Genomic DNA, 14,562 nt, shown 5'->3' with positions numbered 1-14,562 from the left:
CTGCTCTCAAATTGTTATATTAGTTTTAAAAAACTATGGGGAAGTTTAGAGAACTAATGGTTTATAAAAAAGGATTTTCTCTGTTGATGGATATCTTTATGTTAACAAAAGAATTTCCCAAATCTGAGCAATATAGCTTGGTAGACCAAATTCGCAGATCTTCTAGGTCTGTTTGTAGCAGTATAGGTGAAGCTTATAAAAAAAGAAGGTATCCAAATCATTTCATCAGCAAATTATCAGACGCCGATATGGAAAATGGTGAAACGCAAGTTTGGTTAGATGTAGCGCTTGCATGTAACTATATTTCTGAGGAAAAATTCAATCACTTGGATAGTCAATGTGAAGAGATAAGCAAATTATTAAACTTTATAATTAACAATCCTGCAAAATTCGCATAATATGACTCAAGACTCTGGACTCAAGACTGAGGACTTAACAATCCGCTGCAGCTGGGCTGGCTCCGATCCACTTTACATCAAATATCATGATGAAGAATGGGGAAAGCCTGTTTATGATGATAAAATTTTATTCGAATTTTTAATACTCGAAGGCGCCCAGGCAGGTTTAAGCTGGATCACTATCCTTCGAAGACGGGAAAACTACCGTAAAGCTTTTGCCAATTTTGATGTTAATAAAGTAGCTGCTTTTACAGAAAAAGATGTAGAAAGGTTAATGAACGATGAAGGCATTATCCGCAACCGTTTAAAAGTTAACGGCGCAATCACGAATGCCAAGCTATTTATCGAAATTCAGAAAGAATTTGGCAGTTTCTCTAAATACATGTGGGGTTTTGTTCCGGGTGGTAAACCGATTAAAAATCACATCGAAAAAATGGGTGATGTGCCGCCAAGAACCGAACTTTCTGATCAGATCAGTAAAGACATGAAAAAACGGGGTTTCAAATTTTTTGGCACCACTATCTGCTATGCCCATATGCAGGCAACCGGAATGGTGAATGACCACTTATTAAACTGTTGCGCAAGGTAAGGTTTGCTTCAGCGACAATACATACGAATAGATTTTTATTAAGGCAATTTTGTTCTGGCGATCTAACATTTGTTTTTGAAGGATTATCTCATCCGGATGTGATCCTTTATTACGGTGTGCGCTATTCTAGCCTAGAGGAAACCAATGAGCAATTGATCTGGTTCAATGACCTTCAAAAAAATGAAACAGGTATTTGGTGGGCAATCTGCGATAAAGAAAATCTTAGTCTCTTAGGCGCCATAGGGTTTAATGATTTAAGTAAAACGGATCAAAAAGCTGAAATCGGTTTTTGGCTGTTGCCCGAACATTGGGGAAAAGGCATCATTAAAGAAGTAGCAAATCCCGTTTGCAATTATGCCTTTGAGAAATTAGGCTTAACAAAGATCGAGGCTGTGGTTGAAACTCAAAATGAAAACAGCAAAAAGGTGCTGCAAAAACTTGATTTTGATTATCAGAAAACAATGGAGAACTGTGAAATTAAAAACGATGAGCTTATCAGTTTTGCCATTTATATAAAGTTAAAGCGCGAAGATATTAGTTAAACGATCTTGCAATCCTGAAATCAGTTAATCCTTATTCTATTTCTTTGTCGCGTTATATTCCTTAACCCATTCAATTACATCCCTGCTATTAAAATCAGTTCCAGCTTCAACTTTAGCTTTTAAAGCAGGTTGGTCGCCCATTTTTTGCAATAAAATACTTTTAACTTCAGCTTTTTTTGTGTCTTCGGTTATTGCTTTCATCGGCACTTCCTGTAAAGGACCAGCACCTGGTTTTTCAATGAAGTAACGGATAACTGGTGCACCTGCTGGCCTTTCTGGTGCAGTATTACGTCCACTGCCAATGCTAATGCCTCCGCCCATACCCATTCCGCCATAACCGCCAGTTCCTGTACCGATGCCAATTGATGGTCTGAATTTTACTTTTTTCTCTTTTACTTCAGGAACTAAGGTGCCTCCGCCAAAAGAATAAAGATTAACCGTTCCCATTTCAATTACCTTAACAAAACGATATTCGAAGTTGCGGCCATTTGCAAAGCCCTTGCTCACAAAGCTATCACCATTCCAAAAGAAGTTTTTAATATCCTTTGCTGGTAAAATCACATCAGCCTCATCGTTGGCACTGATAAAAACGGAAAAATAATCGGTTCCCTTTATTGTTCCACGGATGACTTCATCATTGTTTTTAACGATAAAATCTTGGGCATTAGCGGTAATAATTATTGAAAAAAATAAAATAAAAAAGCTAAAAATCTTCATATGTTAGTAATCTCTGGATATAACGTAAGTTATTCAAAAATAATATTCAATATACGAATGATACAAACGCTCTCTGCATTTTGGCAATTCTTAAAAAAGCCAAAACCTTTAAAACTCAGTAAAGATAATAAATCTCTTTGGAGAGATATGTTATGGCTACTCGTACTCGATCTATTATTTGCAGGTTTAGTAATAACTACCTATTGCATTCTAGTAGATTTTAAAATTATTAAAGAATATGTTCAGGAAATCGATATCCTGAAAAAGTATGGGTTAACTGTAACCTTACTTTTAGTCTGTATTTTGGCTCCAGTATTAGAAGAATTTTTATTTAGATGGCACCTGAGAAAGAAGTATCTGCCAATATACTTTGTGTGTTTTACCTTGGGCCTGATATCAAATTACTTCATAAAGAGCAGTTTTCTTACCTGGCCTGTTTATATATTTTTTCTTTTTGTGGCATTAATTATTTCAGGATATTTTAAAAGGATAGACATACGCAAGAGAATGGTTTTTCAGCAAAGATCATTTGGCTATCTCTTTTATTATTCTGCTATCATATTTGGTTTAATACACTTAGGCAATATTAAAGGTTTAACACTAAGCGATCCCGCTTTTATTCTATTCGTTATCTCCCAAATATTTACGGGTATATCACTTGGTTTTATACGTGTCAAATATGGCTTGGGCTATTCCATATTATTACATGGCTTCTTTAATTTTATCCTCGTATTATTAACAGTCTTTTTCTGTTAAATTGAAACTATATCTTTTCTAAACCTTTAACTTTGGTTACTTTTATCATCCGATAAATCTATTTGTCGGTGTAATCATTAAATCGGTGTAATCACATGAATAAAAAACTCTTTCTCTTAGATGGTATGGCGCTGATGTACAGGGCGCATTTTGCATTAAGTAAAAACCCTCGTTTTACCTCAACTGGCATCAATACATCGGCGGTAATGGGCTTTACCAATACTTTGCTCGATGTGCTGAAGAAAGAAAAACCGACACACATTGCAGTGGTTTTCGATACTGAAGCACCAACAGAAAGGCACACCACCTTCGAAGCCTATAAAGCACAGCGCCAGGCCATGCCCGAAGATCTGGCTGCAGCAATGCCTTATGTGATTAAATTGATTACTGGTTTCAATATCCCCGTAATAACTTCTGATGGTTACGAGGCCGATGATATTATTGGTACGCTGGCAAAAAAAGCAGAACAAAAGGGTTACCAGGTTTACTGTATGACACCTGATAAGGATTTTGCACAATTGGTTTCTGAAAATATTTTTATTTACAAACCTGCCCGTATGGGTAACGATATGGAAATATTGGGTGTAAAAGAAGTCTTGGCCAAATGGGAGATCGAAAATGTATTACAGGTAATCGATATCTTAGGCTTATGGGGCGATGCGGTAGATAATATCCCAGGCATTCCGGGTATTGGAGAAAAAACAGCAAAAGCTCTGATCAAGCAATATGGCTCCATGGAGAACATTATTGCCAATTCACACGAATTAAAAGGCAAACAACGCGAAAACGTAGAAAATTTTGCAGAACAGGGTTTAATATCCAAAAAGTTGGCTACCATTTTATTGGATGTACCAGTTGAACTGGATGAAGTTAGTTTGGAGCTCTGCGATCCAAGTCGAGATTTATTAGAACCCTTGTTTACCGAATTAGAATTCAGGACTTTGGGACGCAGGGTATTTGGTGATGAATTTTCGGTTACGACGGCACGCTTTCAGGAAGGTACGCAGACCGATTTATTCGGTAACCAGCCAGGGGAAGCCATTCAATATACGAATACACTTGAAGAAGAACCAGCAGAAAAGCTTCCGGCTAAAACCATCGAAAATACAGAACACGATTATCAGTTGGTTGATACCGCTGAACAACGAGCCGATTTAATCAAATTATTGCTTGCCGAAAAAAGGATCTCATTTGATACCGAAACTACGGGCACCGATGCGAACATGGCCGATTTGGTTGGTTTATCTTTCTCCATAAAACCGGGCACGGGTTATTATATCCCGGTTCCGGCGGACAGAGAAGAAGCTCAGGCGATTGTTGATGAATTTAAGATCGTATTGGAAAATGAAGAAATCGAAAAAATTGGTCAGAATACCAAATACGACATTTTAGTGCTGAAATGGTATGGTGTGGAAGTAAAAGGAAAACTTTTCGATACTATGCTTGCTCACTATCTGATCGATCCCGATACCCGCCATGGTATGGACGTATTATCAGAAAATTACCTCGGTTACTCTCCTATTTCGATTACCAAACTGATTGGTGCAAAGGGTAAAAACCAGGGCACCATGCGCGATGTTCCGGTAATTGATGTGGTAGATTATGCTGCCGAGGATGCAGATGTGACGCTACAACTGGCACATATCTTCGAACCAAAATTAAAAGAATTAAATGCCGCTAAACTAGCAGAAGAAATTGAGAACCCTTTAGTTTATGTTTTGGCTGATATAGAAAAAGAAGGTGTTCGCATTGATATCGAAACCTTAAAGGCCTACTCTAAAGAGCTCGAAACTGAAATTATTAAGTTTGAGCAGAATGTTTACGATAAAGCAGGGCTTAAATTTAACCTGGCTTCGCCAAAGCAGTTGGGAGAGGTTTTATTTGATAAACTTCAGCTCGATCCGAAAGCTAAAAAGACTAAAACGGGTCAATATCAGACTGGCGAAGATGTTTTGTTGGCATTAGCCAGTAAGAGTGATATTGTACAGGATATTTTAGATTTCCGCCAGTTACAGAAACTTAAATCAACCTATGTAGATGCATTACCATTAATGGTTAACCCTAAAACGGGCAGGGTGCATACATCCTACAATCAGGCCGTTGCGGCAACAGGAAGATTAAGTTCTAACAACCCAAATTTACAGAATATTCCGATCCGCACTGAGCGCGGAAGAGAAGTACGTAAAGCCTTTATCGCAAGGGATGAAAACCATATATTGTTATCAGCCGATTATTCGCAGATAGAATTACGCATTATTGCCGAAATAAGTAAGGAAGAGAACATGCTCGATGCGTTTAACCAGGGGATTGATATCCACACCGCAACAGCAGCTAAGGTATATGGTGTAAGTATCGAAGAAGTAGACGGAACGCAACGTAGAAATGCCAAAGCGGTTAACTTCGGAATCATTTATGGTCAATCTGCCTTTGGCTTATCGCAGAACTTAGGTATTCCGCGTAAAGAGGCAGCTGAGATTATTGAACAATATTTTGCACAATACCCGGGCATTAAACGTTACATGAGTGATACCATGAATTTTGCGCGTGAGAATGGATTTGTAGAAACGATAATGGGTAGAAGACGTTATTTAAGAGACATTAACTCTGCCAACCAAACGGTAAGAGGTTTTGCGGAAAGAAATGCGATTAACGCGCCAATTCAAGGTTCTGCCGCCGATATGATCAAGATTGCGATGATTAATATCCATAAAGAAATGAAAGCGCAACATTTGCAATCAACCATGACGATGCAGGTGCATGATGAGTTGGTATTTGATGTATTGAAATCTGAGAAAGAAGCCATGAAAGCAATTATTCAGGATAAAATGGCCAATGCCATTAAGTTAACCGTGCCTATTGTTGTAGAAATTGGCGAGGGCGAAAACTGGCTGGCTGCACATTAAGGGATAATGAAATACATGTGATGAAAAGAACCTTAATCATCGTACTCAGTTTTATTTCGATTAATGTATTTGCGCAGAAAAGCGACACCTTAATAACCTATAGTTTTGGCGATTATACCAAAGCGGTAGCCAAAACAGGTGAAACTTATAAAGTTTACAGAAAGGATAGTGTTTGGATCAAAACAACCTTTAATGCCAAACACGCTATTGTTAAAACGGAAACTTTCACCGATAAAAAACTGAAAACGTTGAATGGCGAATATCAAGAGTATAACAATGAAAAAGTTTCATTGAAGGGTTTTTATCTCGACAATAAAAAAACAGGTTTGTGGACGAGCTTTGACCTTGATGGTAAGCCAAAGGAATCCAAAGTATACCAGGAGGATAGGCTTAACGGAGCATACACCACCTATTGGAAAAATGGCGCTACAAAAATAAGCGGCAATTATAACAATGGAAAGAAACTGGGCGAATGGAAGATTCTTTACGAGAACGGCAACTTGGCGCTTAAAGAAGAGTACGACAGTAAAAATAAAGTAACCGATAGTGCATATCTAGATATAGACGGTAAACCTGTAGCCAAAGGCGATGTTAGTACAGAGCCGTCTTTTCCGGGAGGCATGAAGCAATTTTATGTATATCTGAGCAAAAATATCAGGTATCCTGTGGAAGATCATCGGGCTAAAACCCAAGGGAAAGTTTATTTATCATTCACAGTAAATAAAACTGGCGCAATAGAAGATATTAAAATTATTTCATCACCTAGTGTAAGTTTAAGTGAAGAGGCCATCAGAGTTACGCAGCAATCGCCAAACTGGATTCCAGGTACATTATTTGGTAATCCCATAGCCGTATCGTACAACATCAATGTTAATTTTACTTTAAGGTAGCTGTATCACAAAAAATAAAAATATTTGTTATCTTCATAAAAACTTCATCCCGATTAATCAATTTTATACCAACAAATAAACGAGTAAAACAAAAATCGAAAAAAACATGAAAAAGTTATTGAGTTTAATCGCAATCGCAGCATTTGGTTTAACAACAGCATTTGCTCAAACACCAGCTACTGCTCCTGCAGCTAAAGCTAAAACAGTTGTAAAAAAAGAAGTAAAAACAACAACAGCACCTGTTAAAGCAGGCGTAAAGCAAGAGGCTAAAAAAGTAGAAACTAAAACTACTACAACAGCTGCTAAAGTAAAAGCAGATGGTACGCCAGATATGCGTTTTAAAGAAAATAAAGCAAAAGCAGTAACTAAAGTTGCTGGTCCAACTAAAAAAGACGGTACAGCAGATATGCGTTATAAAGCAAACAAAGCTGCCGCTAAAAAGAATTAGGTTCAGGTTTATAATTTGAAAGGGTCTCCAATGAAAATCGGAGGCCCTTTTTTGTTTTAAGAAATCTTAAAATATTGGTGTCGTCACCCTGAATTCATTTTACTGCGTAGCTTTCCGTTCTGCTACAGGTTAGGGCTTTATTAGCTGGAAAGATGCTGACCACGTAGTAGCTACAAAACATTTGAAAATACTACCTCTACTTGTAAAATAAATTCAGCATGACGATCATATTAGGTAAATGATCTAAAAGGTGTTTTTCAAAGGGCCGTGATTGTAAATCACGGCCCTTTGAAAGGAGGATTTGTAATTCGCATTAAACTATAAACTTATCGTCTCTCCAATTTCTGGCAACAATAAGGTTTTATTTTCGCGTTTAAATTTATCTAACGCAGCCTGTGTATCAATTTCAATTACAGGGAAAGTATTGTAGTGCACACCGATTACATTGTCGCAGTCGAAATATTTAGTCGCAATTAAAGCATCATCAACATCCATGGTGTAATTCCCGCCAATCGGTAAGATGGCATAATCCAGATTGTAAATATCAGCCAAAACTTTCATCTCAATGGTTAAGCCCGTATCGCCCGCAAAATAAATCTGTTTGCCGCCTACTTCAAGTACAAAACCAGCAGGATTTCCACCGTAACTTCCATCTGGTAAACTCGATGAGTGTGTAGCTGGTACCATGCGTACAACTCCCCAGTCGAAAGTAACTTTACCAAAATTCATTCCATGCACTTTTTCTATGCCCTGTTTCGAAACCCAATCAATAATTTCTGGCATGGCTATAACCGTAGCCTGGGTTTGTTTTGCCAGGGATACAAGATCGGCCACATGATCGCCGTGGCCATGGCTTACCAATATATAATCAGCCTCAATGGCTTTAATATCTATATTTTTAGCTAATTGATTATGTGATATGAACGGATCGAATAGTAATTTTTTGCCAGCTGCTTCCAGTAAGAAACATGATTGGCCGTAATAAGTATATTTCATAATAACAGTATCTAGATTTGAATAACAAGTAGCAAGATCTGAGAATCGAGTGTTAAGACTGATTGTTGTAAGTATAACAGTTGATTCTTCTAATGGTTTTTATTGGCCAAACATACCGCCTAAGCCGCCTAGCATATCCTGTGCCGATGCCTGCATTTCTGCTGCACTAACTTGCTCGGCGCTTGCCATCGCTTTGTTAATAGCAGTTAATAAAAGTTCCTCTAATTCTTCCTTATCAGCATTTTTCAAAAACTCTTCATCAATAGAAACTCCGGTAATGGCTTTGTTGGCGGTAGCGGTAATTTTTATTGCGCCATTTTCAACTTCACCAAATACCGAGATGGTATCCAAACGTTTTTTAATTTCTTCGGCTTTTTGTTGAGCCGCAAATAATTTGTCGAACATAATTTGTTGTTTTTATTATAAAATGAAATTAGGATAATTTGTTTTACTAAAAGAAATATTTGTTTTTGAAGCGCAGGTACAGCAACCCTATCAACATTTGTTCCCGTTCTTCGCTATATCCTTTCGCTGCGCTATAGGGATGCCGCTTCGCTCGGGGCTAAGAAACTAAACCCTGCTCCCTTAGTGTCGGTTAACATCTTGTTAAGTCAAAAAAATAAATATTATTTTTCTATCAAAAACCTTAAAGTAAAATACTGATTTCCTTTAGTCTAAATATATTAATTAATCTTCATCACTTCCCGGTAAACTGCCGTTGCCATGGTAAGCACCTTTACGGATAATAGGCATATTGAAGTGTTTATAAAGTTCGTCAAGATGCATCAAACTTCCATTAGTAAGGTTGCCTAAAAATATAATCACAATATTTTTATCTAAATCCCGCACATAAATATGGCGAAAACCATGCCACCAACCTGTGTGGTAAACTACTTTGTCCATCTTTTCGCCATCGAACATCCTCCAGCCATAACCATAGTTAAAATGACCATTAACAGGTTTATTACGACCTACATATGCAGAATCTAGGCTTTTTTTAGTTAATAACCTCCCATTTTTCAGGTATTTATCAAATAATACTAAATCGTGTACAGTACTATAAATGCCTTTATCTCCAACTGGGCCGTCTAAAAAATTCTGTGCAACAGAATATCTCCAGGTACGGTCATGACCAACCACATCAACAGGAATTTTTTCATATTCAGTGGTGCTATATACGTGTGTATGTTTTAATCCGGCAGGTTTAAACACATGTTCCATCATATACTGTGAATAACGCTGTCCGGTAACCTTTTCTATAATAGCCCCCAAAACCATAAAGTTTGAGTTGTTATAATGAAAACGGTTATCTGGTTTAGTGTATGGGTTTGGCTTCCGCTCTGCAATAACATTCATTACTTCCTGGTTGGTTACACCTTTTTTCATATTGCGTTTTTCCTTACGCCAGATATCGTCAATGAAATAAACATAGTTCATCATGCCACTGCGGTGAGAAAGCAATAATTTCACTGTTATGCCATCATACGGAAAATTAGGGTAGAATTTTTTTACATTATCGTTCAATGAAAGTTTCCCTGCCTCTACCAATTGCATAATAGCTGTACCGGTAAAGGTTTTGGTAATCGAGGCCAGCTCAAATTCTGAATTGATGGTTAAACTATCACGGTGCAGGTAATCGGCCCAACCTATGGCTTTTTCGTAAAGAATTTTTCCATCTTTGGCTACCAGCATGTTTCCATTGAAACCGAATTTTCGGTGTAGGTTATCTACAAAATCAGCTATCCATTTATCGCCTTTTTGTGGGTTATAAACCAGTAACAGGCTATCTGCTTTGTCGTCGTCTTTAGTGCGGATTTTTTTTTCAGCCGCCTTTTTCTCTTCAGATTTTTTGCTTGAGCAAGCGGTTAGTAAAGTTACAGAGAGGGCTAATGCTGAACATATATATCGAAAATTCATTTATATTGGGGATGGTGTATTTAAAACCCGAAAATTAAAGAATTTTAGACGGTTAAAACGAAAGAGTTTTACACATTTTCGCAATTTTGGTTGTACCAGCATTCAAATAAATGACCTTTACTTCCGTAAACAGGGTCGCTGTCTGGATTTTTCACTTTAGCTATGGTTTCATCTGCTTCGGGCCGCTCCTCTGCTTTGCCATATTTAATGTCATAATCTAAGCCATTTGGATATGCCCCAACTACAGTGAAGTCATCAGTTGAATTCAGCTTTTTATGCGCTACACCTGCAGGGATGATAATGACATCACCTTTATCCAGCTCTATACAAACACCATGATCACCTCCAAACTGCACATCGGCTTTGCCACAAAATACGCCCATTACTTCATGAGTATTGCTATGATAATGATGGTAATCAAAGATGCCATCTATCCAGGCATTGGTGTATCCGTTTTGCGTGAAAACCCTTTTGATTGCTTCTTCAGTATCATCAGGGTGCAACCTGAACGTACCTTTGTAAATCATTAAGGGTAAAGTAGGGTTATTAGGAAAATTGCCATTCTCCTCTATTTTATGCGCAACCAGGTAGGCTTCTTGAATCAATTTTTCTTTGTCCATGATTTGGGATGTTTTAATAGTTAACAAAGTAATTGGCAAAGGGTTTAAAGATTTGGATGGTTTCCTGCGGATTTATATTTTGTATAGAAGTGGTCGTCATTGCGAGAAAGCTTTTTCAGCCGACGAAGCAATCTTATACTGCTGCTATTCGCGATCGCATTAAGATTGCTTCGTCGTTCCTCCTCGCAAAGACGAATAGTTCTATTTCTGGCTTTCTGCCCAAGCATCCATCTTAGCTTCAAAGACAGATAAAGGGAAAGATCCATCTTTTAAAACTGCAGTATGAAAAGCTGCTAATTTAAACTTCGGACCTAATTCTTTCTCATACTTGGTTCTCAATTCCCTTATTTTCATTGCACCTGTTTTATAGCCTAAAGCTTGTGCAGGTATACCCATATAACGCTCAATTTCTGCTGTTGCACCTTCAGTGCTTATGGCTTCGTTATCAGTCATGTATTTAATGGCTTGCTCGCGCGTCATGTTTTTGGTGTGAATAGCCACATCAACCACCAGGCGAATGGCCCGGTGCATTTCATCACCCAGAGCTCCCATATGCTGATATGGATCCTGGTATAACCCCAGCTCTTTACCTAATGACTCACAATAGAGCGCCCAGCCTTCTACATAGGCGTTATGACCACCGAAACGGCGGAAATTAGGTAACGATTTATTTTCCTGGGTTAAAGAAATCTGGTAATGGTGACCAGGTATTGCTTCATGCAAGAATAGAGATTCCATCCCTGAAGTGGTGTTAAATGTTTTAGCGTCTAAAATTGGCACATAAAAGATGCCTGGACGAGACCCATCAGCCGAACCCTGGTTATATTCTGCACTGGCAGATGCTGCCCTGAAGGCTTCTGTTTGACGAATTTCGAAAGGGGTTTTGGGCTCTACATCAAACATCTTTTTCAAATTGGGTTTCATACGCTGGTGGATATTTTCAAAAGCCGCTAAAACTTCTTTTGGTGTTTTATAAGGCATGAATTTTTTATCCGTTTTCATGTATTCGAAAAAAGCTTTCAAATCGCCCTTAAAGCCCACTAAGTTTTTGATGCTATCCATTTGCCCTTTTATTCGGGCAACTTCTTTTAAGCCTGTCTGATAAATCTCCTCGGGCGTTTTATTGGTGGTAGTTTGTTGTTTTACAAGATAAGTATACCACTCCAGGCCGCCTGGCATGGCAGACCAGCCAGACGTAGTTCTTGCTTTAGGCAGGTACTCGTTTTGAAGAAAATCGCCCAGTTTTTTATAAGTTGGTACAATAACAGTAGTGATAGCATTTCGGTATGCTTCTGTTAATCTTTGTTTATCTGCTGCAGAAAAATTTGCTGGTAATGAATTGATAGGGCCATAGAACAAACTTTTTTTAGGGTCGGTTACCACCATACTCTGCATTTGCGGAATCATTTTAACGACCAAAGCCTTAGGTAAAACAATACCTGCGGCCTCACCTTTTTTAAAGTTGGCAATTGCTGTATCGGCCCAAACGGAAAAGGCGGTAGCGCGTTTTAACCAGTTTTCATAATTTTTGACCGTTTTAAATGGCTGTGCTCCTGTGCCCGAGCCTAACTGACCAATGGTTAAGGGTAGAGCAAACATCTGGTTAAATGGAAGGTATTCTGAATGATATTTTAATCCCTCTAAATTGATGCTTAGCTGGTCTTTAAGATAATCAAAAGAGAGTTTGTCATTGTCATTCAGGCCTTCCCTATCGTACTTGCCTAAACTGTCGAGATAACGTTGGTTAAATGCTTTGTATTCCTTAAGATAAGCTTGTGAACCATCATTTGGCAGGAGGTCGTCATAACGTTCATCACCAATATAAGTGGCATTAATTGGGTTAATTTTTAACCCATCCTGGTAGTATTGCTCGCACATATTGGCAAAGGCTTTGTTTTCTGAGCCTGAATCAGATTTGGCTCCCTGCTTACAGGCAGATAAGAAAGCAATGCAAGCAGTAAAAAGAAATATTTTTTTCATTTGTTCTATTTAAAGATCCTTAATCAAAAATAACAAATTAAGTTGCCATTTACTAAAAGCCTTAAACGCAAAAAAGCCATCCTTTAAGATGGCTTTAATATGTAGTCAGTGTGAACTGAAAACTGCGAATTGTTAACTGACTATGCTAATAACCTGATTGGCTCTTCTAATAAACCTTTTAATGTTTGTAAGAATTGTGCTCCGGTTGCGCCATCAACCACACGGTGATCGCAACCTAAAGTTAATTTCATAACATTACCAGGAACAACAGCACCGTTTTTAACCACCGGAACTTGTTGTATTGCACCTACTGATAAAATTGCACCATCAGGAGAATTGATAATTGAAGTAAATTCGTCAATACCAAACATACCCAAGTTAGAAACGGTGAAAGTAGAGCCTTCCCAATCTGCTGGCTGTAATTTTTTAGCTTTTGCTTTAGCGCCAAAATCTTTTACTTCTGCAGAGATGTGTGATAGGGATTTACCATCAGCGAAACGGACTACTGGTACCAATAAGCCATCTTCAACGGCCATAGCTACACCAATGTTGGTGTGTTCGTTAAACCTGATTTTGTCGCCACCCCACGATGAATTAACAGCAGGGTGTTTTTTCAATGCAACGGCAACCGCTTTAATTACGATATCGTTGAAAGAAACCTTAACAGGAGCAACTGTGTTAATAGCCGTACGAGCAGCTATCGCACTGTCCATATCAATACTTATGGTTAAATAGAAATGTGGCGCAGTGAATAAACTTTCTGCTAAACGTTTTGCAATTACTTTACGCATTTGCGAAACTGGGGCTTCTGTAAATTTAACTTCACCAACATATTGCGGAATAACTGGTGCTGGTGCAGCAGCTTTTTCAGCAGCTGGAGCTGCAGCTGGTTTAAAGTTTTCGATATCCTTTTTAATGATACGACCGCCTTCTGCACTACCTGCAACCTGCGCTAAATCGATACCTTTATCTTTAGCAATTTTCTTGGCCAAAGGAGATGCTTTAACACGGCTATCAGAAGCGCTTTCTGCAACTGGAGCAGGTGCATTTGTATTGGCGTTTGTAGCTTGTTTTTCTTCTTTGGGTGCTTCTGCAGTTTCAGCTTTTGGAGCTGGTGCTGAGCCTCCTGCTAAAATTCCGCTTACATCAGTTCCTTCTGGACCAACGATAGCAATAATTCCGTTCACTTTTGCAGCGGCACCTTTCTCTACACCAATATGCAATAAAGTTCCGGTTGCATAGCCCATTACTTCCATAGTTGCCTTATCGGTTTCTACGTCAGCAAGAACATCATCGTCTTTTACTTTATCGCCAACTTTTTTATGCCATTCGGCAATAACGCCTTCAGTCATGGTATCGCTTAACAAAGGCATGCGGATAACCGTAACACCTTTTGCAGCTAATTCTTCTTCGCTTAAGCCACCACCCTGAGCCGGTGCGGCTTCTTCTTTTTTCTCTTCAGCTTTTTGGGCTTCGGTGCTTTCTGCTTTCGGAGCTTCTGCGCCTTTTTCAGCCTCTAATGCTGCTTTATAATCTTCGCCTTCTTTACCAATAACGGCCATGATAGCATCAACAGGAACAGCTGTTCCTTCTTCTACACCAACGTATAAAAGTGTACCATCCCAATAAGATTCCATATCCATTGTTGCTTTGTCAGTTTCTACTTCTGCCAAAACATCGCCGCTTTTCACTTTATCGCCCACTTTTTTATGCCACTTTGCCAAAACCCCTTCGGTCATGGTGTCGCTCATTTTGGGCATTTTAATTACATCAGCCATTATATCTAATTAATTGAAATCTTATTAA

General features: G+C 38.5%; 14 protein-coding genes. 7 read left to right on the top strand and 7 right to left on the bottom strand.

Annotation, left to right across the window (positions count from 1 at the left end; translation table 11 throughout):
* Window positions 1-35 precede the first annotated feature (35 nt).
* From FHT21_RS15440 to FHT21_RS15430, 3 genes are read left to right on the top strand one after another with little or no spacing between them, the layout of a single operon-like run.
* Window positions 36-398, top strand: a complete 363-nt coding sequence (locus FHT21_RS15440) for a four helix bundle protein (RefSeq protein ID WP_167295680.1) — start codon at window positions 36-38, stop codon at window positions 396-398.
* 1 nt (window position 399) lies between these two features.
* Window positions 400-987, top strand: coding sequence for a DNA-3-methyladenine glycosylase I (locus FHT21_RS15435; protein ID WP_167295679.1), 588 nt, complete (start codon window positions 400-402; stop codon window positions 985-987).
* Window positions 975-1,529 carry a GNAT family N-acetyltransferase gene (locus tag FHT21_RS15430; protein ID WP_167295678.1) on the top strand — a complete coding sequence of 185 codons (555 nt, stop codon included), beginning with the start codon at window positions 975-977 and terminating at the stop codon, window positions 1,527-1,529. The genes FHT21_RS15435 and FHT21_RS15430 overlap by 13 nt, the downstream gene beginning before the upstream one ends.
* Before the next feature lie 36 nt (window positions 1,530-1,565).
* Here FHT21_RS15430 and FHT21_RS15425 read toward each other — a convergent pair whose 3' ends face one another.
* Complete coding sequence (locus tag FHT21_RS15425; protein ID WP_167295677.1) at window positions 1,566-2,246, bottom strand: hypothetical protein; 681 nt, start codon at window positions 2,244-2,246, stop codon at window positions 1,566-1,568.
* Between FHT21_RS15425 and FHT21_RS15420 the strand changes: the two genes are divergently transcribed.
* The 4 genes from FHT21_RS15420 to FHT21_RS15405 all read left to right on the top strand — a co-directional run bounded on the left by FHT21_RS15420 (window position 2,247) and on the right by FHT21_RS15405 (window position 7,243).
* The gene (locus FHT21_RS15420) at window positions 2,247-3,002 is read left to right on the top strand and encodes a CPBP family glutamic-type intramembrane protease (RefSeq protein ID WP_167295676.1); all 756 of its coding nucleotides are present in this window, start codon (window positions 2,247-2,249) and stop codon (window positions 3,000-3,002) included.
* A 95-nt stretch (window positions 3,003-3,097) separates the two neighbouring features.
* On the top strand, window positions 3,098-5,905 hold the full coding sequence (polA, locus tag FHT21_RS15415) for a DNA polymerase I (RefSeq protein ID WP_167295675.1): 2,808 nt from the start codon (window positions 3,098-3,100) through the stop codon (window positions 5,903-5,905).
* A 20-nt stretch (window positions 5,906-5,925) separates the two neighbouring features.
* Window positions 5,926-6,795 carry an energy transducer TonB gene (locus FHT21_RS15410; RefSeq protein WP_167295674.1) on the top strand — a complete coding sequence of 290 codons (870 nt, stop codon included), beginning with the start codon at window positions 5,926-5,928 and terminating at the stop codon, window positions 6,793-6,795.
* Window positions 6,796-6,901: 106 nt separating this feature from the next.
* Window positions 6,902-7,243 carry a hypothetical protein gene (locus FHT21_RS15405; RefSeq protein WP_029274964.1) on the top strand — a complete coding sequence of 114 codons (342 nt, stop codon included), beginning with the start codon at window positions 6,902-6,904 and terminating at the stop codon, window positions 7,241-7,243.
* A gap of 318 nt (window positions 7,244-7,561) precedes the next feature.
* Here the strand turns inward: FHT21_RS15405 and FHT21_RS15400 are convergent, their stop codons facing one another.
* From FHT21_RS15400 to FHT21_RS15375, 6 genes are all read right to left on the bottom strand, one after another.
* A complete protein-coding gene (locus tag FHT21_RS15400) occupies window positions 7,562-8,239 on the bottom strand; it encodes a metal-dependent hydrolase (RefSeq protein ID WP_167295673.1) in 678 nt (225 codons plus the stop codon).
* A gap of 99 nt (window positions 8,240-8,338) precedes the next feature.
* The gene (locus tag FHT21_RS15395; protein ID WP_167295672.1) at window positions 8,339-8,644 is read right to left on the bottom strand and encodes a YbaB/EbfC family nucleoid-associated protein; all 306 of its coding nucleotides are present in this window, start codon (window positions 8,642-8,644) and stop codon (window positions 8,339-8,341) included.
* Window positions 8,645-8,926: 282 nt separating this feature from the next.
* On the bottom strand, window positions 8,927-10,156 hold the full coding sequence (locus FHT21_RS15390; RefSeq protein ID WP_167295671.1) for a serine hydrolase domain-containing protein: 1,230 nt from the start codon (window positions 10,154-10,156) through the stop codon (window positions 8,927-8,929).
* A 68-nt stretch (window positions 10,157-10,224) separates the two neighbouring features.
* The gene (locus FHT21_RS15385; protein ID WP_167295670.1) at window positions 10,225-10,776 is read right to left on the bottom strand and encodes a cupin domain-containing protein; all 552 of its coding nucleotides are present in this window, start codon (window positions 10,774-10,776) and stop codon (window positions 10,225-10,227) included.
* A gap of 201 nt (window positions 10,777-10,977) precedes the next feature.
* A complete protein-coding gene (locus FHT21_RS15380) occupies window positions 10,978-12,756 on the bottom strand; it encodes a DUF885 domain-containing protein (protein ID WP_167295669.1) in 1,779 nt (592 codons plus the stop codon).
* A 140-nt stretch (window positions 12,757-12,896) separates the two neighbouring features.
* Window positions 12,897-14,534 carry a dihydrolipoamide acetyltransferase family protein gene (locus tag FHT21_RS15375; RefSeq protein WP_167295668.1) on the bottom strand — a complete coding sequence of 546 codons (1,638 nt, stop codon included), beginning with the start codon at window positions 14,532-14,534 and terminating at the stop codon, window positions 12,897-12,899.
* Window positions 14,535-14,562 lie beyond the last annotated feature (28 nt).

Source organism: Pedobacter sp. SG908, from assembly GCF_011759615.1.
GTDB classification, from domain to species: domain Bacteria; phylum Bacteroidota; class Bacteroidia; order Sphingobacteriales; family Sphingobacteriaceae; genus Pedobacter; species Pedobacter riviphilus.
This window is presented reverse-complemented; position numbering and strand designations above follow the sequence as displayed.

Bases quoted from the DNA above. Each gene is read 5' to 3' on its own strand.
- FHT21_RS15440 (WP_167295680.1), top strand. From the start codon at position 36: ATGGGGAAGTTTAGAGAACTAATGGTTTATAAAAAAGGATTTTCTCTG.
- FHT21_RS15405 (WP_029274964.1), top strand. From the start codon at position 6,902: ATGAAAAAGTTATTGAGTTTAATCGCAATCGCAGCATTTGGTTTAACA.
- FHT21_RS15420 (WP_167295676.1), top strand. From the start codon at position 2,247: ATGTTAGTAATCTCTGGATATAACGTAAGTTATTCAAAAATAATATTC.
- FHT21_RS15395 (WP_167295672.1), bottom strand. From the start codon at position 8,644: ATGTTCGACAAATTATTTGCGGCTCAACAAAAAGCCGAAGAAATTAAA.
- FHT21_RS15390 (WP_167295671.1), bottom strand. From the start codon at position 10,156: ATGAATTTTCGATATATATGTTCAGCATTAGCCCTCTCTGTAACTTTA.
- FHT21_RS15385 (WP_167295670.1), bottom strand. From the start codon at position 10,776: ATGGACAAAGAAAAATTGATTCAAGAAGCCTACCTGGTTGCGCATAAA.
- FHT21_RS15410 (WP_167295674.1), top strand. From the start codon at position 5,926: ATGAAAAGAACCTTAATCATCGTACTCAGTTTTATTTCGATTAATGTA.
- FHT21_RS15380 (WP_167295669.1), bottom strand. From the start codon at position 12,756: ATGAAAAAAATATTTCTTTTTACTGCTTGCATTGCTTTCTTATCTGCC.
- FHT21_RS15435 (WP_167295679.1), top strand. From the start codon at position 400: ATGACTCAAGACTCTGGACTCAAGACTGAGGACTTAACAATCCGCTGC.
- FHT21_RS15425 (WP_167295677.1), bottom strand. From the start codon at position 2,246: ATGAAGATTTTTAGCTTTTTTATTTTATTTTTTTCAATAATTATTACC.
- FHT21_RS15375 (WP_167295668.1), bottom strand. From the start codon at position 14,534: ATGGCTGATGTAATTAAAATGCCCAAAATGAGCGACACCATGACCGAA.
- polA (WP_167295675.1), top strand. From the start codon at position 3,098: ATGAATAAAAAACTCTTTCTCTTAGATGGTATGGCGCTGATGTACAGG.
- FHT21_RS15400 (WP_167295673.1), bottom strand. From the start codon at position 8,239: ATGAAATATACTTATTACGGCCAATCATGTTTCTTACTGGAAGCAGCT.